Raw genomic sequence first — 24,784 nt, forward strand, 5'->3', positions numbered from 1 at the left:
CTTCAGGAGACGTCGACCCAGTCGAGGGTGCGCTGGACGGCTTTCTGCCAACCCTCGTATCCGGTCGCACGCTGATCGTCGCTCCACGACGGCGTCCAGCGCTTGTCCTCCTGCCAGTTCGCCCGCAGGTCGTCCGGGTTGTCCCAGAACCCGACGGCCAACCCGGCCGCGTAGGCGGCGCCCAGCGCGGTGGTCTCCGCCACGACGGGCTTGACCACGTCGACGCCGAGCACGTCGGACTGAATCTGCATGCACAGATCGTTGGCGGTGATACCGCCGTCGACCTTCAAGACCTCAAGGTGCACACCGGAATCGGCTTCCATCGCATCGACGACGTCGCGGCTCTGATAACAGATCGCCTCCAACGTCGCCCGCGCCACGTGCGCGTTGGTGTTGAACCGCGACAACCCGACGATGGCGCCACGGGCATCCGAGCGCCAGTACGGCGCGAAAAGCCCGGAGAACGCGGGGACGAAGTACACCCCGCCGTTGTCGTCGACCTGGCGCGCCAACGACTCGCTCTGGGCGGCGCCGCTGATGATGCCCAGCTGGTCGCGCAGCCACTGCACGGCCGATCCGGTGACGGCTATCGAACCCTCAAGGGCGTAAACGGGTTTCGCGTCGCCGAACTGATAGCAGACGGTCGTCAGCAGCCCGTTCTCGGAGCGCACGATCTTCTCGCCGGTGTTGAGCAGCAGGAAGTTGCCGGTGCCGTAGGTGTTCTTGGCCTCACCGGGGGCCAGGCACACCTGCCCGACCATGGCGGCCTGCTGGTCGCCGAGGATGCCCGTCACCGGCACCTCGCCGCCCAGCGGACCGGTGTCGAGGGTCATCCCGTAGGGCTCCGGGGAGGACGACGGCACGATCTTGGGCAGCATCTGCCGCGGAATGTTGAAGAACGACAACAGCTCGTCGTCCCAGTCGAGGGTCTCCAGATCCATCAGCATGGTCCGGCTGGCGTTGGTCACGTCGGTGACGTGCACGCCGCCGCGCGGACCACCGGTCAGGTTCCACACCACCCAGCTGTCACTGGTGCCGAAGATCGCGTCGCCGCGCTCGGCGGCCTCGCGGACGCCGTCGACGTTCTCGAGGATCCACTGCACCTTGCCCGCGGAGAAGTAGGTGGCGGGCGGCAGACCGGCCTTGCGCCTGATCACGTCGCCACGCCCGTCGCGGTCCAGCGCGGTGGCGATGCGGTCGGTGCGGGTGTCCTGCCAGACGATCGCGTTGTAGTACGGCCTGCCGGTCTTGCGGTCCCACACCAGCGCCGTCTCACGCTGATTGGTCACACCGAGGGCGGCCAGATCGGTGGTCTGCAGCTTGGTCTTGTTGAGCACCGAGGACAGGACCGACGCGGTCCGCTCCCAGATCTCGACGGGATTGTGCTCCACCCAGCCGGCCTGCGGCAGGATCTGGTCGTGTTCGAGCTGGTGCCTGCCCACCTCGGCACCGTCGTGATCGAAGATCATGGCCCGGGTACTCGTGGTGCCCTGGTCGATCGCAGCGACGAACTTGGTCAACGGTGCTCCTTTGCTTGCCGGCTGCCGCTTCGCGGCACCGACGCCCGTGTGTCTGTCGTCACACACGCTAGGCGGTCCGGGGTTGCAGCATGGTTGCAACACGCGAACCGGCCGTGGCTCAGCGCTGTTCGCTCACCGAATCCGCCACCCGCGAGGCCAACAGCCGCGCGGTGTCCTCGTCGGCGGCCTCCACCATGACCCGGACTACCTGCTCAGTTCCGGAGGGACGCAACAGAATTCGCCCGGTGTCACCGAGCTCTGCCTCCGCCTCGGCGACCGCGGACTGCACCGACGGCGCCTCCGCGACCGTGGCCTTGTCGGCCACCTGGACGTTGATCAGGACCTGCGGCAGCGTGTGCATCGGTGCCGACAACTCGGCCAACGTCGAACGGGTCTGCGCCATCCGCGCCATCAGGCGCAACCCGGTGGCCACCCCGTCGCCGGTGGTTCCGAGCGACGGCATCACGATGTGGCCGGACTGCTCGCCGCCAAGGGAGTAACCGCCGGCCCGCAGCTCCTCGAGCACATAGCGGTCGCCGACGGCGGTGGTGCGCACCTCGATGCCCTCCGCCCGCATCGCGATGTGCAGCCCGAGGTTGCTCATCACCGTGGCGACCAACGTGTTCGACGTCAGTTCGCCGGCGTCGCGCATGGCCATCGCGAGGATCACCATGATGGCGTCCCCGTCGACGACCTCACCCGCAGCGTCGACGGCGAGGCACCGGTCGGCGTCCCCGTCGTGCGCAAGGCCCAGGTCGGCGCCGTTGGCGAGCACCGCCCGCTGCAGCACGTCCATGTGCGTCGACCCGCAGCCGTCGTTGATGTTGAGCCCGTTGGGTTCCGCGTTGATCGCGATGACGGTGGCGCCCGCGGCGCGGTAGGCCAGCGGGGCGGCCGCCGACGCGGCGCCGTGCGCGCAGTCGACGACGACGGTCATCCCGTCGAGCGGGGCGGGGGCGGCGGTGGCAACGTGCCCGAGATAGCGCGCGAGCGCGTCGTCGGCGTCGCGCACGCGACCGATCGCGGCGCCAACCGGACGATGCCCTGGTCCGGCGGCGAGGAGTTCTTCGATGCGGTCCTCGGCGTCGTCGTCGAGCTTGTGTCCGCCGGGACCGAAGATCTTGATGCCGTTGTCGGGCATCGGGTTGTGCGACGCCGAGATCATCACGCCGAACTCGGCGCCGTAGACACCCGTCAGATGGGCGACGGCGGGGGTCGGCAGCACGCCGACGCGCAGCACGTCGACGCCCTCGCTGGTGATTCCGGCGATGACGGCGGCTTCGAGCATCTCACCGCTGGCGCGCGGATCGCGGCCGACGACGGCAATCCGGCGCTGGCCGCCGGAGCTGCCCAGTCGTCGAGCGGCTGCCGACCCGAGGGCCAGTGCCAACTCTGCGGTCAGATCCGTATTCGCGACGCCGCGGACTCCGTCGGTGCCAAACAGGCGACCCATGCAACTCCTAGATAAACCGAGAGCGTGCGCGCCTTTGGAGAACAGACGCGCACGCTCGCGGACAAACCGTGCTGGGGATCAGCGCTTCGAGTACTGAGGCGCCTTACGGGCCTTCTTCAGGCCGTACTTCTTGCGCTCGATCGCACGCGGGTCACGCGTGAGGAAGCCGGCCTTCTTCAGCGGCGGCCGGTCTTCGGGCTGGACGATGATGAGCGCACGGGCGATGGCCAGACGCAGGGCGCCGGCCTGTCCGGACGGTCCGCCACCGTCGAGGTGGGCGAAGATGTCGACGGTGTCGAGCCGGTCGACGAGCACCAGCGGCGCCTTGATGAGCTGCTGGTGCACCTTGTTCGGGAAGTACTCCTCGAGGCTGCGGCCGTCGAGCATGAACTTGCCGGTGCCGGGGGTCAGGCGAACCCGCACCACGGCTTCCTTGCGGCGGCCGACGGTCTGAACCGGGCGGTCGAGCAGGAGCGGCTCGCGAACGGGGGCCTCGTCGGCCGCCTCGGTCTCGACGGTCTCGTCGGCGGCTTCGGTCGCTTCTGCGGCCTCAGGCGCTTCTGCCACCTCTTCGACCTCGGTCGATTCGGTCACGTCTGTCGTTTCGGTCACTGGGCCACCTGCTTGATCTCGAACGGAACCGGCTGCTGCGCGATGTGCGGATGCTCGGCGCCGGCGTACACCTTGAGCTTCTTCTGAACCTGACGGCTCAGCTTGTTGTGGGGAAGCATCCCGATGATCGCGTTCTCCACGACCTTCTCGGGGTTCTTCGCCATCATTTCGCCGATGGTGCGCCTGCGCAGGCCGCCGGGGTAACCCGAGTGGCGGTAGGCGAACTTGTTGTTGAGCTTGTCGCCACTGATGGCGACCTTGTCTGCGTTGATGACGATGACGAAGTCGCCACCGTCGACATTCGGCGTGAACGTCGGCTTGTGCTTGCCGCGCAGCAGTGTTGCCACTGCGACGGCGAGCCGGCCGAGGACCACGTCGGTGGCGTCGATGACATGCCACGTGCGCGTGGTGTCACCCGCCTTCGGCGTGTACGTAGGCACAGCGCTACCTTCTCTTCTCTCGGGTTTCCCGGGGTTCCGGGTGTCGGTCGAGCGATGCGGCTGGAGTGCTCGGCGACCGACGTAGACCCGAGAACCCGCAGAGTCCTGAAGACTCACCGCGCGCCAACGGAGCAGCCTACCGGGCGTCGTCGTCGCAGGTCAAAACGCCCGTTCCGCATCCAGTGTGCGGCCAGATCGCGATTCGGCCGCCCGGGGCGATCTCACCGCACACTCGGCGGCGCCCGGACGGGGGTCCAGACGCGACTGTGCGGTCCCTCCCGGGCTCTCCTCCCGTTTGGGACCGCACAGGGTCTTCGCGCGCCGCGGTCTAGAAGCTCCAGGCCCCTGCCGCGCGCCGGTCGGTGTCGGCGACGTCGTCGGAACCGTCGCGCACCGCGTTGCCGAGGGAGACCAGGATGTCGTTCAGCGCGGCCGCCGACTGATCCCACCTCGCCTGCTCGACGCGATAGGCCTCCGCCGCCTCGCGGGTCCACACCGCCTGAAGGGGCGCTATCTGTGCGCGCAGATCGTCCAGCGCCGCGTTGAATCGCGCGGAGGTGCGGTGAATCTCCTGACGGACCGTGTACTCGATCTCGTTGAAGTCATATGACAAAACCGGTTCCATGGGTGCTCCATTCGAGTGGGTGGACGGATGCTCAGCGGACGTCGACCGACGCGATCCGGTGGGAATGCTGATCGGCCGCCTCGCGGAGGGTCCGCTCGTTGAACCGGATCGTCTCCGCGATGCGTTGCAACGACTGGTGCAAGGCAAGCAACTCGGTGTTCCACCGGTCGACGACGTCGCGGAAGCGGGCCGCCGCGGCACCGCCCCACACCGACGGTGGGACGGAGCTCATCTGCCCGATGAACGTCCGGAGCATCGCCCCGGTCTCCTCGTTGCGGCTGTCGATCTTGGCTGCCACGGTCGACATCAGACCGAAGTCGGTGTTCAGTGCGCCACTGCTCATCCACATCCCCTTTCCCTTTGCGGTCGTATACATGGTTGGACGCACCAACCGCTCATCCGGTTCCCTTGTCCGTGAATCACTTTCGGGTGACCACGTGTGCCGAGCGAATCGCCCTGTCGCACGCCGCTTCCGGCCCGGGCCCGTTGACCGGCCCCTGACAGCCGATCGCGATCCGCACTCCCCCGTCGAGCAGCACCGTCCAGTCGACGCTCCGGTCGGATCGCACCTCCCGGTAGGTGACGGCACTGCGGTTTGCGCGCTCACCGGCCGCAGTGAAGTCGACGAAGACCCCGCCTGGCTGATCGGCGAGCGCCGACGTCAACGCCTCGGCGGTCGACTCCAACGACTCGGTGTCGGACACTCGGGACTGCGTCACCTGGATCGCCTCCGTTCGACCGGCAGGCGAAATCACCTGCACGCGAGCCGAACCCGGCCCCACGGTGATCCTCTCGACGGTCCACCCGGCGGGAACCTCGACGGCGACGCGTCCTTCCACCAACCAGGCGACGTCGGCCCACTCCGCAGCGCGCCCGTCGAGGCCGATCCCCGCCACCGTCATCCCGCCAACCGTCAGGATCGCCGCGATCACCCCCGCCGTGCGTGGCGTCGGGCGCCACCTGTGCGCGGACACCGTCTCGGAACCGGGTGATCCGCGGACGGCGTCGGCAAGGGTCCGGTCGTCCTCGATCGTCACCTCGACACCCTGCAACCTAAGGGCCCGAACGAGATTGGCGCCGAGCAGCGTCGTACCCGACGGCACGTCGACGGTCACCGCAGGCAGCCCCTCGACGCACGCGACCACGGCGTCCACGACGTCGGCGGAGTGGCTCCATCGCGTGATCACGTTCCGTCGGCCGTCGGCGTGGACGACGACGAGCTCACTGCCGAGTTCGACGACCGTCGCCGCCGCCAGCACCTCGGAGCGAAGGTGCACGACGACGTCGTCGCACCAGTGCCGAGCTGCCGTCACGACGCGGGCCATGCGCGACGGGCCCCACCACGACGGACATATCAGCTCCATCCCGTCGCACGGACCGTCGACCGCGGTCTCGAGGACGTCCCGCCACAGGTCGTCGACGGACACGACGCGGTCGTCGACGAGAGCCAGCACGTCGTCGACCGACTCCAGCGCGATCGTCGCCGCGTCGGCGTCCACTGCGCGCCGGCCGACGATCGCCTTCGGCCCCACCACCACGACAACGTCGCTCACGGCGGCTCCGTCCACGACACCTGGACCAGGTGATCGGACTGTCCGCGCCGGATCAGCGTGCCGCGTCCCGGCGGCAGCGGCGCGCACCGCACGGAACCCAGCAGCACGCCTTCGTCGGGGCTGGCGCTCATCATCAGGCCCATCGCACCCAGATCCTTCGTCCGCGCCAGGATCGGGTCGAACATCGCCCGCGCGGCACCCCCGGAGCGGCGGGCGATCACCAGGTGCAGGCCCAGATCCCTGGCGTGCGGCAGCAGGTCGAGCAGTGGGAGCAGCGGGTTGCCGTTCGTGCAAGCCACCAGGTCATAGTCGTCGACGACCACGTACAGCTCCGGCCCGGACCACCACGACCGGTCTCGCAGTTGCTGCTGTGTCACGTGTTCGTCGGGCAACCTGCCGGTCAACAGATCCGTCACGGTGGCCACGTGGGCGTCGGCCGATGCCGCCGACATCGCGTAGCCGAGGAGGTGATCCGATTCGACGACCCCGAGCAGCGTCCGACGGACGTCGACGATGAGGATGCGGGCGGCGTCTGGTGGTGCGGTGCGCACGATCTCCCGGCACAGGGTCCGCAGCGCGGCGGTCTTCCCGCACTCCGTTGCGCCCAGGATCAGCAGATGCGGATGGGACGCGAAGTCGACTGTCGCAGGACGCATGTCGTCCTCCCCGAGGCCAACGGCGATCCCCCCGCCCGACGGGTCGACGACGTCGGCGTAGGCCACCCGCGACGGTAGGAGGAGGACGGCAGGCGCCGCCCGGTCAGGGAACCGCGCCGCCACCGCGGCCACGTCGGTGCCGTCGGCGCAGGGCACGGCGAGTACGAACTCCAGTCCTTCGCGGGTGAGTCCGTGCCCCGGCGGACGGGTGCCCAACAGGCGGGCCCGCTTCCTGTCCATCTCCGAATCCGCCGGGTCGCCGAGGCACAGTTCGATGCGGGTGCCGAGCTGATCCTTGAGTGCCGGCCGGATGTCTGCCCAGCGGGACGCGGTGACGACGACGTGGACCCCCAGCGAAAGACCTTGGGTGGCAATCGCGCAGACGGCTTCCTCCATGCCGTCGAACTCCTGGCGGGCCACCGCCCACCCGTCGACCACCAGGAACGCGTCGCCCTGGACTTCGTGTGTGCCTTCGCGGCGCCGCGTCTCGCGCTCTCGTACCAGTGCCTGTACGTGCCCGACAATCCTGCGGGCGAGATCGCGCTCCAGCCTGCCCGCGACTGCGCCGACGTGGGGCAGCGATCGCAGTGCGGACAACGATCCGCCACCGAAGTCGAGTCCGTAGATCTGCACCGCCTCGGGGTCGTGCGTCTGCGCCAATCCCACGACCACGGCGTGCAGCGCGGTGGTCTTGCCAGACCGTGGTCCGCCGACGATGGCCACGTTGCCCCCGGCGGACCGCAGGTCGACCGTCAACGTGTCCCGGCGCTGCGCAAAGGGATTGTCCACCAACCCGATCGGCAGCACCAGCGGCGGCTGCAGCAGCCCCATGCCGTCGAGCAATCCGCGCAGCGGCGGTGAGGTGTCCAGGGGTGGCAGCCACACCTGATGAGCCGGCTCGCCCCGATCGGCAAGGCCGCCGACCACGACGTCGAGCAATGCTTGGGACGTGCGCGTCGGGACCTCGGGAGTGGGCGGACGCTCGGCGTCACGCACCGTTAAGCGCCGAGCCGCCTGGCCGTGACGGGGCACTGACCCGGCGACCGGTCCGGACACATGGGCACTCCGGAACCGAACGAGGTCACCGGAGGCCGTCTTGAGGATCGCCGCACCCGGTGTGCCGGGGAGTTCGTAGGCGTCGGCCGTGCCGAGTACGGCGCGAGACTCACTCGCCGAGAACGTCTTCAGACAGATCCGGTACGAAAGGTGAGTCTCGAGGCCACGAAGCCGACCTTCGTCGAGTCGCTGGCTGGCCAGCAGAAGGTGCATGCCGAGGGATCGGCCGAGCCGACCGATGGCGACGAACAGCTCGGCGAAGTCGGGGTGCTGAGTGAGGAGTTCGGAGAACTCGTCGACGACGATGAACAGCGCGGGCAGCGGCGGAAGGTCGCGACCCCGGGCGCGAGCGGCGTCGTAGTCGGTGATGCCGGGGAATCCTCCGGCCGCCCGCAGCACTCGCTGCCGCCGTGTCATCTCCCCGGCAAGGGCGTCCCTCATGCGGGCGACCAAGTGGGCCTCCTCGGACAGGTTGGTCACCACGGCCGCGACGTGTCTGAGCCGCTCGAGGCCGAGAAACGTTGCCCCACCCTTGAAGTCGACGAGGACGACGTTGAGTGCCTCGGGCGGGTGGGTGGCCACCAGGCCGAGGACCAACGTACGAAGAAATTCGGACTTTCCAGAACCGGTGGCTCCCACGCACAGCCCGTGCGGGCCCATGCCGCCGCGGGCTGCCTCCTTCAGGTCGACTCGAACCGCGTCCCCCTGGTCCGTGAGGCCGATCGCGACCCGGAGGTGGTCGCTACCCACCCGCGGCCGCCAGGTGCGTCGGACGTCGAGGCGCGCCGGGTCGCCGACGCCGACCAGCTCCGACCAGTCCGCGCCGCGGTCTCGCGCGGCGGACTCTTCGGCGAATGGCGCAAGCGTTCTGGCGCAGACCACCGCCTGAGTCATCGTCAACGAGTCGGGACGTTCCACGGGTCCGGTGTCGTCCCCCAGACGCAGGCAGTCACCGGGCAATGGCCCGACCGCGATCGTCGTGGTGTCGGCGCCCGGCGTCGCCGTGGCCTGCCCGTCGACGACCACGATGTGGCGGGCCCGGCGGAAGCGTCCGAACACCCATGATGCGGAAGCCATTTCACCCAGTCCCAGTGCGCGTCCGCCGAGCTGCCGCTCACGGTCACCCGCACGACGTCCGGGCCGTGCAGGACGGCCAACTGGCAGATCAACGCCCGAATCACGCCGCGAGCCGCCTCCGGTGTCCCCAGCACGGCGATGCGCTGGTGCGCGCGGAGGTCCACCGTGACGGGGAGGTCGGGCACCGTCGACCGGTCGGCCAGCAATCGGTCGACGGCGTCGTCGACCATCGGGTCTCGCGAGTCCGACTCCGGGACCACCGGCACCACCACGGCGGTCGACAGCGGGAGCCGACCGGTGCCGACGCGCACGCGACAGAAGTCTTCGTCGTCGGGGCGGCGCTCCCACATGCGTTCGCCGCCGACCAGCGTCCACACCGCAGCGGGGTCCGGGTGACTCCAGTGCAGTGACTCGAGTTGGGCCTCTGCGGTTCTCACCAGCGACGCGTCGAGCCCGTCGAGGTAGCGGAGGTACGCGCGCCGATCGCCGTCGAGCTCCCCACCCCGGCGCGCTCCCCTGGACTGGTAGGCCACCGAGCCCAGCACCGACACCAGCATCATGACGGGCAGGAACAGGAACGCCGGGCTCCGTGACGACGCCGCTCCCGAGGTGAAGTACAGCACCGTCATCCCGCCCATGGCGAGCAACATCACCACCGGGAGCACCTTGCCGACGACGTTGGACGGCGGATCCTTCGGCACACCGGGCGGTTGCCGCATGACGAGCTCGCCGTCGTCGAACGGCGGCGGTTGCAGGCGGCGACGTGTTTGTCCCATCGTGTGAATGGACGCTGCCGAGGCCGGTTTGGTTCCATTCACGGTTAGACGAAATTGCCGCTGCGAGTGTGTCTCCGAGGCGGTTACGGTCAGTGAGGTGTCGGTGTCCAAGGTCTGCGTCCAGGCCGATCGCGATGGTAATCCGGTGGCGGTCGACCTCGTGCTGCCGTCGGGAACGCGACTGGCAGAGCTGCTCCCCACCATCGTCGGTCTGGTCGAAGCCCCCGCCCCAACGGGCGGCGTCGCCCGGCGCTGGCGACTGCAACGTGCCTCCGGTGCAAGGTTGGACGAATCGTTGTCGTTGAGTGCCAACGGTGTTCGTGACGGTGAGCTCGTCATCCTCGACTTCGATGCCACGCCGGCACTCGGACCGGTGCGGCACGCCGCGTATCAGCACGTTGCCGGAGCACCCCCGGTGACCCGGCGCGGCGACGCCTGGATACCCGGCGCGATGGGTCTGTTCGCCACGACGCTGGCCGCCCTGGTGCTCGCCAGGACCGCGGGATCGGACGGCGCGATCGTCAACGCGGTCGTCTGTGCCGCCGCTGCGGCAGCCGTCGCCGTTCTGACGGTCACCATCGGCTACCCGACGACCTCGAGCGTCGGGGTGGTGGCATTGGCCGGCGCCACGGGCTTCCTCGTCGTACCGTCCGGCCCCGCGGCGCCCAACGTCTTCCTGGCCGCGGCTGCCGCACTGTCGGCCTCGCTGCTGATGCTGCGTCTGTCGGGGCGAACGTCACCGGCTCTGGTTGCGGTCGCGGCACTTTCGCTGGTGACTGCCGTCGTCACGGTCGCGGCGCTGCCGCTGGCGGTCGTCGGTGCAGCGCTTTCGACGTCGGCTCTGGCCCTGCTCGGCATCGCCCCACGCGTGGCGATGCTGACCGCCGGACTCGGACCGGATCGTTGGCACGGTGATCTGGCGGGGTCCGCGGCGTCGGGGCACGCGATTCTCAGCGGGCTGGTCGCAGGCGCGGCTGCCGGAGCCGCGGCGGGTGCGGTGGCGGTCGCCGTCGCCGGCCACCCGGGTGCCGCCCCCTTCGCCGGGCTGGTCGCACTGGTGCTGGTGCTGCGCTGCCGAATCCATGCCGACGTCGACCGCCGAATCTCCCTCACCGCAGGCGGATTGGTCGCGTTCGTCGCCGGCGTCTGCACTCTGCTCTACACCCGACCGGGGAGCGTCGTCACGGTCGCCGCCGCACTGGTCGTCCTCGGGCTGACGGCCACGAGCCGTCCCATTGGTAGACCGGCGGTGGCACGAATGTTGGGGTACCTCGAGTACGCCGCCCTGGTCGCCGTGGTTCCCGTCGCATGCTGGGTCGGCGGCGCGTACACCGCACTCGGACTGCCGTGAGAGCGGCGGCCCGGACCGCAGCCGTGGCGGCCGTCGTCGGCACCGTGTGGGCGGCTCCCTTCGCCACTGCCGTGACCCCACCGCCGGTCGACGACGCGCAACTGCCACCGGCTCGACCGCCCGCACCACGCACACCGACCGAACAGACCGACGAGTGCCGAATCGGTGCGCCGGCAGCCGAGGCCGCGAAATCTCAGCCAAACTTCGCCGAACTTCAAGCGGTGTGGCGGCTGACGAGGGGCGCCGGCCAGACCGTTGCGGTGATCGACACCGGCGTCGCCAGGCATCGCCTGCTGCCCCACCTCCTCCCCGGCGGTGACTACGTGTCGACCGGCGACGGGACCCAGGACTGCGACGGGCACGGGACGATCGTCGCCGGCATCATCGGCGCCACACCGACCGACACCACCGCCGTGACGTTCAGCGGGGTTGCACCCGACGCGTCGATCCTCTCGATCCGGCAGTCGAGCAACGTCTTTCGCCCGAAGGACGGAGCCACCGGGCCCGGCGTCGGTGACGTCGAGACGTTGGCCGCCGCCGTTCGGCTGGCCGCGGACGCGGGTGCGACGGTGGTCAACATTTCGTCCGTCGCCTGCGCCGACACCGATCAGGCGCTCGGCGACCAGGCCCTCGGCGCCGCCCTCGCCTACGCGGTCGACGTCAAGAACGTCGTCGTCGTCACCGCCGCGGGCAACGTCGGCGGACCGGGTCAATGCCCACGGCAGAACCCACCGCCCGACCCGGCCCGGCCCGGTCAACCGAACTGGGACACCGTGGACGTCGTAGTGACCCCGGCCTGGTACGACGACTACGTGCTGACCGTCGGATCGGTCGACCGCACGGGCCGGCCGTCGGCGTTCACGCTGTCCGGGCCGTGGGTCGACGTCGCCGCGGTCGGCGAGGAGGTCGTCTCACTCAGCCCGGACGGCGACGGTGTCACCGACACCATCGTGGGTTCAACGGATGCACAGCAGATTTCGGGAACGAGCTATTCGGCGCCGGTCGTCGCAGGCATCGTCGCCTTGGTGCGATCCGTGGCGCCTCAGCTGACGGCGCGGCAGGTGATGCGCAGACTCACCGACACCGCCCACCACCCGGCCGCCGGGTGGGACCCCTGGGTGGGTCGTGGCGTCGTCGACGCATTGGCCGCGGTCACCGCCGACGGAGTCCCGCCGCGGTGGGTGCCGTCGCCTGACACAGTCACGCAGGCAGCCGATTCCACGTCTCCCCCGGACACTTCGTCCCGCCGCGTCTCACTGGTGGGCGGCGCGACCTGTGTGGCCGTGGCCACGGCGGCGCTGACCGTGTCCGCGGGGCGCCTACGACGGCGTCGGGAGGCCGTCGCGAACGACTGAGGCCGCGTCGACACCGAGCTCGGGCCCACGCGGCAGGTTCGCCAGGATGGGCCACGGCGCGATCTCCGCGACGTCGCTCAGCCCAAGGAACTTCGCGGCGTCGTCGTCGTGGACACCGAACACCACGCCCATGTCGGTGACGAGGAACCGGGCACCGCCGGCGCCGTCGTCGCCGAGGATGCGGGCCGACCGGACGTAGACGCTGGCACCGCCGGGGATCGCGACGCCGTCGACGGCAGGCCCTGCCCCGTCTGCTTGCGCGAGAACCGTGACCTGAATGCCGTTCCGATACGGTGACTCACCAACCGAGACAACGGTATTCGACGACGTCGGCCCCGAACCTCCTGGCCGCCAGCGGGCGCAGACGGCATGTCCGTCGGCGGCGCCGACGGGTGTGCCGGCATGCCGAGGGAAGGTGCCAACGGGTAGTACGTCGGCGACCGGCAGTGCCGCGACCGCGGTGGGCGCGATCGTCATCGGCGGCCGCCCGCCGGTGTCGTAGGTGTACCGGATGAGATCCGCCGCGACCTCCCCGACCCGTTGCAGCCCTTCCCGCAGCACCACGTAACGTTCGCCGCCAACCGATACGACGGCCCCGATCGTCGCCCCCGTGAGCGAGGCCGGGCCCGGCGTGCCCGCTCCGGCGATCGACGGCGGGGCGATCGCGGGAACCTCAGGCACGACGTCGAGCAATGTCCGCGAAACCGGCACGGGGACAATGCCGTCCAGGCGAAGTGCCCGTACCACGGCCACGTTCCTGAGGTCGACCGCGGACCGCTGCCCGTCGTACAGCAGGTAGGTCGTGGCGGCACCCTCACCGCGCGGGGTGACCAGGACGGGACGGCTCGAGTCGAGATGGTCGACGTCCGAGCGGCCGACGGCGACGACGGTGCGGTCGTCGTCGCACACCGTCCAGACCGGGTCGTGCAGCGGTACGCCGATCGATGTCGGGGCACCGGGAATTCCCATCAGCGGACCACGTTTCAGAGTTGCGATCGACGCCTGGTCCGCCGGAGCCGGGGCAGCCGCCGAGCGTGCGACGAGGCGGGCCGAGGCGAGATTCGGGACGGGATGCAGAGTGTCACCGACCCGCACGTAGAGCGCACCGGTCTCGCGGGCCATCACGATCGGCGCGGAGTCGGGAACGCCGGCGCCGCGTACCAGCCCGACGACGATCCCCGCGACGAGGACGAGCGCCGCGAGGACTCCACCGAGGACGAGTGAGATCGACTGCGCGCGTAGCGGATCGTCGAACATCGCGACGTCCCTGCGCACCAGCGCGTGCATCATGCGCCGCGCGAGAAGGCGCTGCCCGCTGAGCTGAAGTCGTGTTGCCGGTTGCCGAACCATGCTCCCCCCGCATTCGAGGGTAATCGCGTCGAGGTGGCCGCCGGATCACCGATTTCGGGTCAGTCGTGCTCCTCGCCGGCCCGGCGTTCCCGGTAGGCCGCCACGTGCTGACGGTTCCCGCAGTTCCCGGTGTCGCAGAACATTCGCGACCGGTTGCGCGAGAGGTCGACCAGCACCGCCTCGCAGTCCGGTGCCGCGCAAATCTTGAGCCTGCGCAGCTCGCCGGCGCGGATCAGGTCGGCCAGCGCCATCGCCATCTCGGCGCCCATCCGCTGCCACAGCGGGTCGTGGATCGACGCCAGGTGCAGATGCCACTCCGGCATTTCCTCGTGGCGGGTCAGCCACGGCGAGGCCCTGGTGTCGCTGAGCAGTGCGTTGACCTGACCGACGACGCGTTCCTCGTCGCCGGCGCAGGCCCAAATCTTGCCGACCCGCGTGCGCAGTTTGAAGACTGATTCGAGCTCAGCGTCGTCCCGGTCGCGGCGGCCCGTCCATCCGAACGCGTTCAGATATTCGTCGAGGGAGGCCATGCCGTCGAGCCGCTCGCCGTCGCCCCGATCGGTGTTGACGAGGACACATGCGGCACGGAGGGTGAGCTCTGTGTCATGACTGAAATTCAATTGACTCATGACTCCTCTCGGCGGTAGCGTCACGACCAATAGTCATTTTACTCATTACATGTCAGGAGGTGCCGCATGACTGCCGTAACCGACGTGCGACCCGCCGCCGATCATTTCCGAGTCGGCCTGCTGTTCGCCCTCTCGTCGGCCTTCGCGTTCGGTCTGTCGGGTCCCCTCGGCAAGTCCCTGATGGAAGCCGGTTGGAGTCCAACCGCCGCGGTCACCGCCCGACTGGCCGGCGGCGCCGTCGCCATGGCGGTCTTCGCCACCGTGATGAACCGGAACTGGCTGCGTGAGGCACTCGGACACTGGAAGACCGTCGTCGCCTACGGCGTCGTGCCGATCGCCGGAGCCCAACTCTGCTACTACAACGCCGTTTCGCATCTCTCCGTCGGCGTGGCACTGCTCATCGAGTACACCGCCCCCGTCCTGGTCGTGGGGTGGCTGTGGGCCACCACTCGCCGCAGGCCGACCAACCTGACGCTGGCCGGCGTGGTGCTCGCCGTCGCCGGAATCATGTTGGTGCTCGACGTCTTCTCCGACGCCCACATCAACCTGGTCGGCGTCGGATGGGCACTCGTCGCCGCCGTCTGCGCGGCCTGCTACTTCATGATGTCCGACGAAGTGAGCACCGACCCGTCCGAGGAAGGCGGCCTCAACCCCATCACGCTCGCGGCAGCAGGGTTGATCGTCGGCGCCGTCGCCGTGGCCCTGCTCGGAGCGTCGCATGTCCTGCCGATGACCTTCACCGCGAACGACACCGTGATCGCGGGCTTCACCACGTCGTGGATCGTGCCCGTCGCCGCGATGGCGTTGATCCCCACCGCGATCGCGTACACGCTGGGCATCATGGGCGTCGCCCGCCTACGTCCGCGGTTTGCCTCGCTGGTCGGACTCTCCGAAGTGATGTTTGCCGTGCTTGCCGCGTGGGTGCTGCTCGGCGAGGCCCTGGCCCCCATCCAGGTCGTCGGCGCCGCGGTGGTTCTCGCCGGGTTGGTGCTGGCCCGCCAGGGTGACCGGACCGAACGGTTGGCAGCAGCTAACCCAACTATGTGAAGATGAGCTAGTGACCTTGCTCAGGATGTCCGCCCGGCTGGCCGCGATCGCATCGGCCGTCGCCTGCACCGCGGCGACGTTGATCGTCGCCCCGCCGGCGTCGGCGGCTACCTGCCCCGACGTCCAGCTCGTCTTCGGGCGGGGCACCAGCGAATTGCCGGGTATCGGCCGCGTCGGCCAGGCCTTGGTCGACGCCCTCACACCGCAGCTCGGTGGCCGCACGATCGAGGCCTACGGCGTCAACTACCCGGCCACCTACGACTTCCTCGCGGCGGCCGACGGCGCCACCGACGCCACCAACTTCATCAGCTCGCTGGCAGCGCAATGCCCCAGCACGCGCGTAGTCCTCGGCGGATACTCCCAGGGTGCGGCCGTCATCGACATGCTCGCCGGCATCCCCCCGCTCGGGAACAAGATCGGCGAAGTCGGGTCGGCCCCGCCGCTGCCGGCCGCCCTCGACGCCAACGTGGCCGCGGTCGTCGTGTTCGGCAACCCGTCGGCGAAGTTCTCGATTCCGATCACCAACTCCATCTTCGGCGGACGCGCCCTCGACCTGTGCGCCGACGGCGACCCCATCTGTTCGGACGGCCGCAACCCGTTCGCCCACACGCACTACGAGTCGTCGGAGTTCATCCCGCAGGCCGCGAATTTCGTCGCAGGACTTGTTTAGCCGGTTTAGGCGTTACCATTCGGCGTGGCCTTCGATCTTGTTAGACGGACGACTCTCGCCGTTGCTGCGGCTTGCCTTGCCGTCATCGCTCCCGTCCTGTCGACCGTCCCCACCGCGGGTCTCGGTCTCGGTCTCGCTCCGGCGTCCGCCGAAGGCTGCCCCGACATCGAGGTCGTCTTCGCTCGCGGCACCAGCGAAGCACCCGGGCTGGGATTGCCCGGCGGATCCTTCGTCGACGCGTTGCGGTCCAAGGTCGGCGGCCGGTCCGTCGGCAGCTACGCCGTCGCCTACCCGGCCGACTACGACTTCCTCGCCGCGGCGGCGGGCGCCAACGACGCAAGCGCCCACATTCAGTACATGATGGGCGCCTGCCCCAACACCCGCCTGGTTCTCGGCGGCTACTCCCAGGGCGCAGCCGTCATCGACGTCATCGCCGCAGTGCCGTTCCCGGCCATCGGCTTCACCAATCCGTTGCCGCCCAACACCCCAGACTTCGTCGCGGCGCTCGTCGCCTTCGGCAACCCGTCGGCCAAGTTGGGCCTGCCGCTGACTTCGAGTCCGGTCTGGGGAGGCCGTTCCATCGACCTCTGCAACGCGGGTGATCCCGTGTGCACCAGCGGCGAGGACGTCGCCGCCCACCGCGCCTACGCAGGCGGCCCGGCCAACGACGCAGCGAACTTCGTCGCCGGTCTCCTGTAACCCGGTCGCCACGCGACGCCGACGGCACGTCCTCGACGTCGGCTAGCATCGCCTGGGTGACCCCACAGCTGATTCGCAGGCTCGTCGTCGCAACGTTCGTCACCGCGCTTACCGCCACCGCCCTGCTGGTGACGCCGGCCGTCACGGCGATCGGCATTCCGACCGCGTCCGCCGCCTGCCCAGCGGTTGAGGTCATCTTTGCGCGCGGCCGGTTCGAGCCCGCCGGCCCCGGCCAAATCGGCAACACCTTCGTCAGTGCGCTCCGCAAGAAGAGCGGCAAGAACGTCAACCTGTACGCGGTGCGCTACCCGGCCGACACCCAGGTCGACCTCGGCGCCAACGACATGAGCGCACGCGTGCAGAGCACGATTGCCAGCTGCCCGGACACCAAGATCGTGCTGGGCGGCTACTCCCTCGGCGCCGCGGTGACCGACGTGGCGCTGGCCGTGCCCTTCGCCTTCTTCGGCTTCGACAATCCGCTGCCGCCCGGCGCAGATCAACACATCGCGGCCGTCACCCTGTTCGGCAACGGCAGCGTGTGGGCGGGACCCATCGGGGCGATCAGCCCGCTGTACCGCGAGCGGACGATCGACTTGTGTCACGGCGCCGACCCCATCTGCAACCCGGCCGACCCGAACACGTGGGAGCAGAACTGGACCGACCACGCGGCGCGGGCGTACATCGACGCGGGCATGGTCAACGAGGCCGCCGACTTCGCCGCCGCGCGGGTCTAACCCTCGATCCGCCCCACCTCGTCGGGCGTTCGCCGGTCACGGGTCACCAGGATTCGGGCCTCGAGTTCTGCGTCGGCCGGATAGTCGACGCCGACCAGCGTCAGGCCGCGGGCCGGGGCGGTGGCGAAGTCACTCGACCGCCGCGTGGACGTCAACAGCTCAGCGCACCAACGCGGTTCGCGACGACCCTCCCCCACGGCCAGCAGCGCACCGACCAGCGAGCGCACCATCGACCAGCAGAAGGCATCCGCGGCGACGTAGCCGACGATCGAATCGCCGTCGCGCACCCAGTCAAGCCGCTGCAGATTACGAATCGTGGTCGCGCCGTCACGGGCCCGACAGAACGCCGCAAAGTCGTTGAGACCCTGCAGTTCTCGTGACGCCACCCGCATCGCGTCGACGTCGAGCGGGCGAGGCCACGGCGTCACGAACCTCGCCTCCCGCGGCGTGACGCCGAACTGCGCCGTCGTCAACCGGTACTCGTAGTGCCGCCGCAGTGCGGAAAACCTGGCGTCGAATCCGGCCGGCGCACGCACCAGGTCGAGCACCCGCACGTCCTCGGGTAGCAACCGAGACAGCCGTCGCACCAAGGGCTGGAATTCCGGCTCGTCGCGAGGAGTGCGCGGATAGGCAAGCGGAATCGACTCGGCCGGGACGTCCACGTGTGCCACCTGACCAGTGGCGTGCACACCGGTGTCGGTGCGGCCCGCCGCCCTGGTGATCACCGGTGTCCGGAACACCGTCGACAGCGCATCGTCGATCGCTCCGGCCACGGTGCGCTGATTGGTCTGCGTCGCCCAGCCGGCGAAGTCGGTGCCGTCGTAGGCGACGTCGAGGCGCAGTCGAACCTGGGCGAGCGAATCGACGGGAAATCGAACAAGCCCGCCACCGGAATCGATGGCGGGCTCGTTCACGAGTCGACTACTTGGCGTCGTCGGACTTTTCGTCCGTGGCGACCTCGTCGGCGGCCTCGGTGGTGTCGGCATCTTCAACCGCGGCGTCCTCGACCGGGGCGTCCTCGACGACCTCGTCGGTGGGGCCGACGGCGGCCTCGGGCTCGACCGCTGCCTGCGGCGCAGCGGCTGCCGCGACGGGGGCGTTGGCGGAACCACTGCGGCGGGCCCGGTTGGCCTCAGACGTGACCGTCTTCTCCTGCACCAGCTCGATGACGGCCATCGGGGCGTTGTCGCCCTTGCGTGCCTCCACCTTGATGATGCGGGTGTAGCCACCCTCGCGCTCGGCGAAGTGCGGTCCGATCTCGGCGAACAGCGTGTGCACGACGTCCTTGTCGCGGATCTTCTTCATCACCTCACGCCGGTTGTGCAGCGTGCCCTTCTTGGCATGGGTGATGAGCTTCTCCGCGTACGGGCGCAGCGCCCGCGCCTTCGGCTCGGTCGTCTTGATGCGGCCGTGCTCGAAGAGCGCCGTCGCCAGGTTGGCCAGGAGCGCCTTCTGGTGTGAGGACGACCCGCCGAGGCGAGCACCCTTAGTGGGCTTGGGCATTGCGACTATCTCCTTGTGTGGCCGGCCCCCGTATCAGGTAAGGCCGGGACGGTTCGTGCGTTGGGCGGGCAAAGCTGGGTGGGAATTAAGCCCTGCGGTTAGAGCTGTTCGGTTTCGGCGTAGTCCGTGGTGTCGTCCGCGTCGTAGCTGGCATCGCTGTTCCAGGTGCCGGTGGCGACGTCGTAACCGGCCACCTCGGACGGGTCGAACGTGGCCGGGCTGTCCTTCAGCGAGAGACCCAGCTGGTGCAGCTTGATCTTCACCTCGTCGATGGACTTCTGGCCGAAGTTGCGGATGTCCAGCAGGTCGGACTCCGTCCGCGAGACCAGCTCGCCGACGGTGTGCACGCCTTCGCGCTTGAGGCAGTTGTACGACCGGACGGTGAGTTCCAGATCGTCGATCGGCAGCGCGAACGAGGCGATGTGATCCGCCTCGGCCGGCGACGGGCCGATCTCGATGCCCTCGGCTTCGACGTTGAGTTCCCGTGCCAGACCGAACAATTCGACCAGCGTCTTACCGGCCGAGGCCAGAGCGTCACGCGGGGTGATCGAGTTCTTGGTCTCGACGTCGAGGATCAGCTTGTCGAAGTCGGTGCGCTGCTCGACGCGGGTCGCCTCGACCTTGTAGGTCACCTTGAGCACCGGCGAGTAGATCGAGTCGACCGGGATGCGGCCGATCTCGGCACCGGAGGCCTTGTTCTGCACGGCGGGAACGTAACCGCGGCCACGCTCGACGACGAGCTCGACCTCGAGCTTGCCCTTGTCGTTCAGGGTCGCGATGTGCATGTCCGGGTTCTGCACCGTGACGCCGGCGGGCGGGACGATGTCACCGGCGGTGACGGCACCCGGGCCTTGCTTGCGCAGGTACATGGTGACCGGCTCGTCCTCCTCGGACGACACGACCAGGCTCTTGAGGTTCAGGATGATGTCGGTGACGTCTTCCTTCACCCCCGGAACGGTGGTGAACTCGTGCAGCACGCCGTCGATGCGGATGCTGGTGACCGCTGCGCCCGGGATGGACGACAGCAGCGTGCGCCGAAGCGAGTTGCCTAGGGTGTAGCCGAATCCGGGCTCCAAGGGCTCGATGACGAACTTGGACCGGTTCTCGGCAAGGCTCTCTTCGGACAGGGTGGGGCGCTGAGAAATCAGCATTTTCTATCTCCTTCTCGACATCCGCTATTTGATGCCGTTTGGTGTCCCAGGCCGGATGGCCGGGCTCCGTTACATTGCGGCCTCCGGCCGCGGCGATTACTTCGAGTAGAACTCGACGATCAGCTGCTCGGTCAGCGGCACCTGAATCTGTGCGCGCTCGGGCAACTGGTGGACGAGGATGCGCTGGCGTTCGCCGACGACCTGGATCCAGCCCGGGATGGGGCGGTCACCGGCGGTCTGACGCGACAGCTCGAACGGCAGCGTGTTCAGTGACTTCTCACGGATGTCGACGATGTCGTACTGCGAGACGCGGTAGCTGGGGATGTCGACCTTCACGCCGTTGACGGTGAAGTGACCGTGGCTGACCAGCTGACGGGCCATCCGGCGCGTACGGGCGAGCCCGGCGCGGTAGATGACGTTGTCCAGCCGGCTCTCCAGGATCTGCAGCAGGTTCTCGCCGGTCTTGCCCGAGTGGCGGTTGGCCTCCTCGTAGTACCGACGGAACTGCTTCTCCATGACGCCGTAGGTGAAGCGAGCCTTCTGCTTCTCCTGCAGCTGCGTGCGGTATTCGCTCTCCTTGATCCGCGCGCGACCATGCTGGCCGGGCGGGTAGGGACGCTTCTCGAAGGACTGATCTCCACCGACGAGGTCGACGCCGAGACGACGCGACTTGCGGGTGACGGGTCCGGTATAACGAGCCATTTTCTAAATCTCCTCTAGACCCGGCGCCGCTTGGGCGGACGGCAGCCGTTGTGCGGCTGCGGCGTGACGTCGGAAATGGCGCCAACTTCGAGGCCGGCTGCCTGCAGTGAACGGATCGCGGTTTCGCGGCCCGAACCCGGGCCCTTCACGAAGACGTCGACCTTCTTGACACCGTGCTCTTGAGCCTTGCGGGCAGCGTTCTCAGCGGCCAGCTGCGCGGCGAACGGGGTCGACTTACGCGAACCCTTGAAGCCGACGTGACCCGACGATGCCCAGGCGATGACGTTGCCCTGCTGGTCGGTGATCGAGACGATCGTGTTGTTGAACGTGCTCTTGATGTGAGCGGCGCCGTGCGGAACGTTCTTCTTTTCCTTACGGCGCGTCTTCTGGCCCTTCTTGGGACCAGCCGCTCCACTCTTCTTGGCCTGTGCCATGTGCTTACCTGGCCTTCTTCTTGCCGGCGATGGTGCGCTTCGGGCCCTTGCGGGTGCGCGCGTTGGTCTTGGTTCGCTGGCCGCGCACCGGAAGACCGCGACGATGCCGCAGACCCTGGTAGCAGCCGATTTCGATCTTGCGTCGGATGTCGGCCTGCACCTCGCGGCGCAAGTCACCTTCGACCTTGATCTCGGAGTTGCTCTCGATGTAGTCGCGCAACTGCGACACCTGATCGTCGGTCAGGTCCTTGGTACGCAGATTGAAGTCGATGCCGGTGGCCGACAAGATTTCCTGCGAGCGGGTACGGCCAATGCCGTAGATGTAGGTCAGCGCGATCTCCATGCGCTTGTCACGCGGGAGATCGACGCCCAGTAGACGTGCCATCAGGCAGTGATTCCTTTTCGTTGCGGAGGTCTTGTCCCAGTCCGTTCCCCGTCTTTACGGGGTCCGGCCTCCGTGCCGGACGTGTAGTGAGCCAGCCCATCTCTAAAGATGCGAGCCGGTCACTGGTACTGGGAGTTCATCATTCAGTTGTTGCTGTACTGCCTTTGCGCAATGCGCAAATGTCTATCCCTGACGCTGCTTGTGGCGCGGGTCAGAACAAATCACCATGACCCGCCGGTGGCGACGGATCACCCTGCACTTGTCGCAGATGGGCTTGACGCTCGGGTTCACCTTCACGGCGGTCGATCCTGTCTTGGTTGTTCGGTGACGAGGGCGAGCCCCCGTCACGGTCTAGTTACTTGTAGCGGTAAACGATGCGGCCCCGGGTCAGGTCGTAGGGCGACAACTCCACCACGACGCGGTCCTCGGGCAGAATGCGGATGTAGTGCTGCCGCATCTTGCCGCTGATGTGCGCGAGCACCTTGTGTCCGTTCTCCAACTCAATGCGAAACATCGCATTGGGCAGGGGCTCGACCACGCGGCCCTCGACTTCGATGGCACCGTCTTTTTTAGCCATGTCCTCCGTTGTTCCTGTCTGGCGCCGCAAATACCGCCTCCGACTTCAAAACGTGAGCCGGATTCGTAAAATTCCAGGACAGGGCACGCAAGGAGCCGGCGCGGATACCGCACCGTTGATCGATGGTACCCGCTTCGGTGCGCTCCCCAAAATCGCCGTCACCAGCAACGGCACGAGGGTGGCAAGATCGTGTGAAGGTCCACGGCGACCGATGCGAATGACTGTACGACCGGCCTCAGGGGGAATGTGTGATCGCTGCCTACCTCGCGGCGTTCATCGTCGGTGGGATAGCAGTTCTCTCGGCACTGTTCCTCGTCGACGTCGGCCACGGGGTCGGCCATGACGGTCTGCCCTTCCTCAGCCTGACCGGAGTGTCCGCCGCGCTGCTGGGCGCGGGCGCCGGCGGCCTGATCAGCTCGTGGGCCGGTCTCGGCGGCGTCGGTGCCGGGCTCGTCGCGATCGCCGCGGCCGTCGGGTTGATGCTCGCGTTTCAGGGGCTGCTGCTGCCGTACCTGCGCAGGCAGGAGTCGAACTCGCAGAAGTCGCGGTCGTCCTACATCGGCCTGCTCGGCACCGTCACCCTCGACGTCCCCGTCGGCAGCTGGGGCGAGGTGGCGTTCGTCGACTCGGAAGGAAACCGCGTGCGGGCCAAGGCGGTCACCGAAGAGCCGGGCGTCCTGGTGAAGAACTCCAGCGTCTACATCGCCGACGTCGACGCCGACTACCTCCACGTCGTAGCCGTTCCAGACCACTAGAGCTGTTCCAGACCACTAGAGCCGTCCCCACCACCAGAACGGAAGGCACTCCCCGTGTCCACTTTCCTCATCGTCGCGATCGCGGTCATCGCCGGGCTCCTCCTGCTGGTGGTGCTCCCGCTGATCTACGTGAAGAACTACATCAAGGTGCCGCCCAACGAGGTGGCCGTGTTCACCGGCCGTGGCACGCCGAAGGTGGTCCGCGGCGGGGCCCGATTCCGGGTGCCCGGCATCGAACGCGTCGACATCATGAGCCTGGAACCGTTCAACGTCAGCATCAACCTGCAGAACGCCCTGTCCAACAACGGCGTCCCCGTCAACGTCGAGGCCGTCGGCCTGGTGCGCATCGGGTCGGCCGACGAAGCCGTCCAGACCGCGGTGCAGCGCTTCCTCACCTCCGACCTGGAGGTCTTGCAACGGCAGATCAACGAGATCCTCGCCGGAAGCCTGCGCGGCATCACCGCGACGATGACCGTCGAGGACCTCAACTCCAACCGCGACACCCTGGCTCGCAGCGTCGTCGAGGAGGCAGGCGCCGACCTGGCCCGCATCGGCATGGAGGTCGACGTCCTCAAGATCGCCGGCATCAGCGACGCCAACGACTACCTCAAATCGCTCGGCCAGCGGCGTATCGCCGAGGTGAAGCGCGACGCGACGATCGGTACGGCCGAGGCCGAGCGCGACTCGCAGATCCAGTCGGCGAAGGCCCGTCAGGCGGGCTCCGTCGCGCAGGCCGAGGCGGACACCGCAATCGCCGTCGCCAACCAGAAGCGCGACGTCGAACTGGCGCGGCTGCGCGCGCAGACCGAGGCCGAGAACGCCGAAGCCGACCAGGCCGGCCCCCTCGCGAACGCGCGGGCCCAGAAGGACGTCGGCATCGCCACCGAGCAGGCCGAGGCGGCACGCGTCCAAGCCCGCACAGAGGTGGAGCAACGGCGCGCCGAGCAAGCTCAGGCCGCGCTGCAGGCCGACGTCATCGCACCGGCCGAGGCCCAGCGGCAGGCGGACATCGCCCGCGCCGAGGGTCAACGTCGGTCGGCGATCCTGGCCGCCGAGGCAAAGGCCGAATCCGCGGTACGGGCCGGGCAGGCCGACGCCGATGCCCGCAAGGCCGCGGCCGACGCGCTGCGGGTCGAACAGCAGGCCGAGGCCGACAGCCTCAAGGCCAAGCTGGTCGCCGAGGCGGCCGGCAAGAAGGAACTCGCGGACGCGCTGCGAGTCGAACTGCAGGCAGAGGCAGCTGGCATCGAGGCCAAGCTCGTCGCCGAGGCCAACGGCAAGAAGGAGATCGCGACGGCCCTCAACGGGTACAGCGCGGAAGCCGGCCGGTTGCTGATGCTCCCCGACGTGCTGGCGTCCGTGGTCAAGGCCACCGAGGCGGCCGCCGCGCCGCTCGCCGAGATCGACCGACTGTCCATCATCGGAGGGGCGGGCGACACCCAGGACGCGATGGGCGGCCTGCTTGGGGTCAGTCCCCTGGCGGTGGCCAAGATCATCGAGGCACTGAAGACCTCCGGCATCGACGTCGCCGCGATGCTGAACCGCGTCGGCGAGGAGACCACGACGCCCGTCGCGGCCGCGTCCAATTCGCATCCGGTGGCTCCGCCGGCGTCCTGATCGACGCCCACTCGATTCCGCCCTCCGAGTAACCGGCACTTCTCAGCGGCCTCGAGG

Annotated in this window: 27 protein-coding genes; 8 read left to right on the forward strand and 19 right to left on the reverse strand. The window is 68.6% G+C overall.

Annotated features, from left to right (window positions below; genetic code table 11):
- Window positions 1-2: 2 nt before the first annotated feature.
- The 9 genes from glpK to ASD37_RS32780 all read right to left on the reverse strand — a co-directional run bounded on the left by glpK (window position 3) and on the right by ASD37_RS32780 (window position 9,768).
- Window positions 3-1,520 (reverse strand): glycerol kinase GlpK, encoded by a 1,518-nt coding sequence (gene glpK, locus ASD37_RS23160; RefSeq protein WP_056557052.1) that lies wholly within the window; start codon window positions 1,518-1,520, stop codon window positions 3-5.
- Window positions 1,521-1,638: 118 nt separating this feature from the next.
- Complete coding sequence (gene glmM, locus ASD37_RS23165; RefSeq protein ID WP_056557056.1) at window positions 1,639-2,973, reverse strand: phosphoglucosamine mutase; 1,335 nt, start codon at window positions 2,971-2,973, stop codon at window positions 1,639-1,641.
- Between the two features lie 78 nt (window positions 2,974-3,051).
- Window positions 3,052-3,540 carry a 30S ribosomal protein S9 gene (rpsI, locus tag ASD37_RS23170; RefSeq protein WP_200959984.1) on the reverse strand — a complete coding sequence of 163 codons (489 nt, stop codon included), beginning with the start codon at window positions 3,538-3,540 and terminating at the stop codon, window positions 3,052-3,054.
- A gap of 41 nt (window positions 3,541-3,581) precedes the next feature.
- Complete coding sequence (rplM, locus tag ASD37_RS23175; protein ID WP_056557059.1) at window positions 3,582-4,025, reverse strand: 50S ribosomal protein L13; 444 nt, start codon at window positions 4,023-4,025, stop codon at window positions 3,582-3,584.
- Between the two features lie 328 nt (window positions 4,026-4,353).
- Window positions 4,354-4,650 carry a WXG100 family type VII secretion target gene (locus ASD37_RS23180; RefSeq protein WP_056557062.1) on the reverse strand — a complete coding sequence of 99 codons (297 nt, stop codon included), beginning with the start codon at window positions 4,648-4,650 and terminating at the stop codon, window positions 4,354-4,356.
- Between the two features lie 31 nt (window positions 4,651-4,681).
- A complete protein-coding gene (locus ASD37_RS23185) occupies window positions 4,682-4,999 on the reverse strand; it encodes a WXG100 family type VII secretion target (protein ID WP_056557066.1) in 318 nt (105 codons plus the stop codon).
- 70 nt (window positions 5,000-5,069) lie between these two features.
- On the reverse strand, window positions 5,070-6,203 hold the full coding sequence (locus ASD37_RS23190) for a type VII secretion-associated protein (protein ID WP_156721042.1): 1,134 nt from the start codon (window positions 6,201-6,203) through the stop codon (window positions 5,070-5,072).
- A complete protein-coding gene (eccCb, locus tag ASD37_RS23195) occupies window positions 6,200-8,809 on the reverse strand; it encodes a type VII secretion protein EccCb (RefSeq protein WP_370073088.1) in 2,610 nt (869 codons plus the stop codon). Before eccCb ends, ASD37_RS23190 begins: the two co-directional genes overlap by 4 nt.
- A gap of 2 nt (window positions 8,810-8,811) precedes the next feature.
- Window positions 8,812-9,768 carry a hypothetical protein gene (locus ASD37_RS32780; protein ID WP_370073078.1) on the reverse strand — a complete coding sequence of 319 codons (957 nt, stop codon included), beginning with the start codon at window positions 9,766-9,768 and terminating at the stop codon, window positions 8,812-8,814.
- Window positions 9,769-9,865: 97 nt separating this feature from the next.
- On the opposite strand from ASD37_RS32780, the gene eccD reads away from it, so the two are divergent.
- Window positions 9,866-11,119 carry a type VII secretion integral membrane protein EccD gene (gene eccD / locus ASD37_RS23200; protein ID WP_056557074.1) on the forward strand — a complete coding sequence of 418 codons (1,254 nt, stop codon included), beginning with the start codon at window positions 9,866-9,868 and terminating at the stop codon, window positions 11,117-11,119.
- Window positions 11,077-12,474: a type VII secretion-associated serine protease mycosin gene (gene mycP / locus ASD37_RS23205; protein ID WP_082570349.1), complete on the forward strand. Its 1,398-nt coding sequence runs from the start codon at window positions 11,077-11,079 to the stop codon at window positions 12,472-12,474. The genes eccD and mycP overlap by 43 nt, the downstream gene beginning before the upstream one ends.
- On the opposite strand, the gene eccB is transcribed toward mycP, so the two are convergent.
- Window positions 12,439-13,824 carry a type VII secretion protein EccB gene (gene eccB, locus ASD37_RS23210; protein ID WP_056557081.1) on the reverse strand — a complete coding sequence of 462 codons (1,386 nt, stop codon included), beginning with the start codon at window positions 13,822-13,824 and terminating at the stop codon, window positions 12,439-12,441. The genes mycP and eccB overlap by 36 nt on opposite strands.
- 59 nt (window positions 13,825-13,883) lie before the next feature.
- Window positions 13,884-14,444: a CGNR zinc finger domain-containing protein gene (locus ASD37_RS23215; protein WP_056557566.1), complete on the reverse strand. Its 561-nt coding sequence runs from the start codon at window positions 14,442-14,444 to the stop codon at window positions 13,884-13,886.
- A 75-nt stretch (window positions 14,445-14,519) separates the two neighbouring features.
- On the opposite strand from ASD37_RS23215, the gene ASD37_RS23220 reads away from it, so the two are divergent.
- Genes ASD37_RS23220 through ASD37_RS23235 form a run of 4 tightly spaced genes read left to right on the forward strand, consistent with a single transcriptional unit; the run spans window position 14,520 to window position 17,603 of the window.
- Window positions 14,520-15,500, forward strand: a complete 981-nt coding sequence (locus tag ASD37_RS23220) for a DMT family transporter (protein ID WP_056557084.1) — start codon at window positions 14,520-14,522, stop codon at window positions 15,498-15,500.
- A 25-nt stretch (window positions 15,501-15,525) separates the two neighbouring features.
- On the forward strand, window positions 15,526-16,170 hold the full coding sequence (locus ASD37_RS23225) for a cutinase family protein (RefSeq protein WP_056557568.1): 645 nt from the start codon (window positions 15,526-15,528) through the stop codon (window positions 16,168-16,170).
- Between the two features lie 24 nt (window positions 16,171-16,194).
- On the forward strand, window positions 16,195-16,869 hold the full coding sequence (locus ASD37_RS23230; protein ID WP_056557087.1) for a cutinase family protein: 675 nt from the start codon (window positions 16,195-16,197) through the stop codon (window positions 16,867-16,869).
- A gap of 56 nt (window positions 16,870-16,925) precedes the next feature.
- Window positions 16,926-17,603 (forward strand): cutinase family protein, encoded by a 678-nt coding sequence (locus ASD37_RS23235; RefSeq protein ID WP_056557089.1) that lies wholly within the window; start codon window positions 16,926-16,928, stop codon window positions 17,601-17,603.
- Here the strand turns inward: ASD37_RS23235 and truA are convergent.
- The 8 genes from truA to infA all read right to left on the reverse strand — a co-directional run bounded on the left by truA (window position 17,600) and on the right by infA (window position 22,355).
- Window positions 17,600-18,517, reverse strand: a complete 918-nt coding sequence (gene truA / locus ASD37_RS23240) for a tRNA pseudouridine(38-40) synthase TruA (RefSeq protein WP_056557092.1) — start codon at window positions 18,515-18,517, stop codon at window positions 17,600-17,602. The two genes, ASD37_RS23235 and truA, sit on opposite strands and share 4 nt — an antisense overlap.
- A 7-nt stretch (window positions 18,518-18,524) precedes the next feature.
- Entirely contained in the window at window positions 18,525-19,106 is a 582-nt protein-coding gene (gene rplQ, locus ASD37_RS23245) for a 50S ribosomal protein L17 (protein ID WP_056557095.1), read from the reverse strand.
- A 98-nt stretch (window positions 19,107-19,204) separates the two neighbouring features.
- A complete protein-coding gene (locus tag ASD37_RS23250) occupies window positions 19,205-20,257 on the reverse strand; it encodes a DNA-directed RNA polymerase subunit alpha (protein WP_056557098.1) in 1,053 nt (350 codons plus the stop codon).
- 96 nt (window positions 20,258-20,353) lie between these two features.
- Window positions 20,354-20,959, reverse strand: coding sequence for a 30S ribosomal protein S4 (rpsD, locus tag ASD37_RS23255; RefSeq protein ID WP_056557101.1), 606 nt, complete (start codon window positions 20,957-20,959; stop codon window positions 20,354-20,356).
- Between the two features lie 14 nt (window positions 20,960-20,973).
- A complete protein-coding gene (gene rpsK / locus ASD37_RS23260) occupies window positions 20,974-21,393 on the reverse strand; it encodes a 30S ribosomal protein S11 (RefSeq protein ID WP_056557104.1) in 420 nt (139 codons plus the stop codon).
- Window positions 21,394-21,397: 4 nt separating this feature from the next.
- Window positions 21,398-21,778, reverse strand: coding sequence for a 30S ribosomal protein S13 (rpsM, locus tag ASD37_RS23265; RefSeq protein ID WP_056557107.1), 381 nt, complete (start codon window positions 21,776-21,778; stop codon window positions 21,398-21,400).
- Window positions 21,779-21,961: 183 nt separating this feature from the next.
- Entirely contained in the window at window positions 21,962-22,075 is a 114-nt protein-coding gene (gene rpmJ, locus ASD37_RS31145; protein ID WP_079925868.1) for a 50S ribosomal protein L36, read from the reverse strand.
- Between the two features lie 58 nt (window positions 22,076-22,133).
- Window positions 22,134-22,355 carry a translation initiation factor IF-1 gene (gene infA, locus ASD37_RS23270; RefSeq protein WP_005140011.1) on the reverse strand — a complete coding sequence of 74 codons (222 nt, stop codon included), beginning with the start codon at window positions 22,353-22,355 and terminating at the stop codon, window positions 22,134-22,136.
- Between the two features lie 248 nt (window positions 22,356-22,603).
- Between infA and ASD37_RS23275 the strand changes: the two genes are divergently transcribed.
- Both ASD37_RS23275 and ASD37_RS23280 read left to right on the forward strand, forming a co-directional pair.
- Window positions 22,604-23,110 carry a hypothetical protein gene (locus tag ASD37_RS23275; RefSeq protein WP_056557110.1) on the forward strand — a complete coding sequence of 169 codons (507 nt, stop codon included), beginning with the start codon at window positions 22,604-22,606 and terminating at the stop codon, window positions 23,108-23,110.
- A gap of 54 nt (window positions 23,111-23,164) precedes the next feature.
- Complete coding sequence (locus ASD37_RS23280) at window positions 23,165-24,727, forward strand: flotillin family protein (RefSeq protein WP_056557113.1); 1,563 nt, start codon at window positions 23,165-23,167, stop codon at window positions 24,725-24,727.
- Window positions 24,728-24,784 lie beyond the last annotated feature (57 nt).

Source organism: Mycobacterium sp. Root135, assembly GCF_001426545.1.
Classification (GTDB): Bacteria; Actinomycetota; Actinomycetes; order Mycobacteriales; family Mycobacteriaceae; genus Mycobacterium.

What these genes read in the sequence shown, in the direction of transcription:
- mycP (WP_082570349.1), top strand. Translation starts at nt 11,077, where the DNA reads ATGCTGGGTCGGCGGCGCGTACACCGCACTCGGACTGCCGTGAGAGCG.
- ASD37_RS23225 (WP_056557568.1), top strand. Translation starts at nt 15,526, where the DNA reads ATGTCCGCCCGGCTGGCCGCGATCGCATCGGCCGTCGCCTGCACCGCG.
- rpsD (WP_056557101.1), bottom strand. Translation starts at nt 20,959, where the DNA reads ATGGCTCGTTATACCGGACCCGTCACCCGCAAGTCGCGTCGTCTCGGC.
- ASD37_RS23180 (WP_056557062.1), bottom strand. Translation starts at nt 4,650, where the DNA reads ATGGAACCGGTTTTGTCATATGACTTCAACGAGATCGAGTACACGGTC.
- ASD37_RS23220 (WP_056557084.1), top strand. Translation starts at nt 14,520, where the DNA reads ATGACTGCCGTAACCGACGTGCGACCCGCCGCCGATCATTTCCGAGTC.
- ASD37_RS32780 (WP_370073078.1), bottom strand. Translation starts at nt 9,768, where the DNA reads ATGGGACAAACACGTCGCCGCCTGCAACCGCCGCCGTTCGACGACGGC.
- rpsK (WP_056557104.1), bottom strand. Translation starts at nt 21,393, where the DNA reads ATGGCACAGGCCAAGAAGAGTGGAGCGGCTGGTCCCAAGAAGGGCCAG.
- ASD37_RS23185 (WP_056557066.1), bottom strand. Translation starts at nt 4,999, where the DNA reads ATGTGGATGAGCAGTGGCGCACTGAACACCGACTTCGGTCTGATGTCG.
- rpsM (WP_056557107.1), bottom strand. Translation starts at nt 21,778, where the DNA reads ATGGCACGTCTACTGGGCGTCGATCTCCCGCGTGACAAGCGCATGGAG.
- infA (WP_005140011.1), bottom strand. Translation starts at nt 22,355, where the DNA reads ATGGCTAAAAAAGACGGTGCCATCGAAGTCGAGGGCCGCGTGGTCGAG.
- eccCb (WP_370073088.1), bottom strand. Translation starts at nt 8,809, where the DNA reads ATGACTCAGGCGGTGGTCTGCGCCAGAACGCTTGCGCCATTCGCCGAA.
- ASD37_RS23250 (WP_056557098.1), bottom strand. Translation starts at nt 20,257, where the DNA reads ATGCTGATTTCTCAGCGCCCCACCCTGTCCGAAGAGAGCCTTGCCGAG.
- eccB (WP_056557081.1), bottom strand. Translation starts at nt 13,824, where the DNA reads ATGGTTCGGCAACCGGCAACACGACTTCAGCTCAGCGGGCAGCGCCTT.
- rplQ (WP_056557095.1), bottom strand. Translation starts at nt 19,106, where the DNA reads ATGCCCAAGCCCACTAAGGGTGCTCGCCTCGGCGGGTCGTCCTCACAC.
- glmM (WP_056557056.1), bottom strand. Translation starts at nt 2,973, where the DNA reads ATGGGTCGCCTGTTTGGCACCGACGGAGTCCGCGGCGTCGCGAATACG.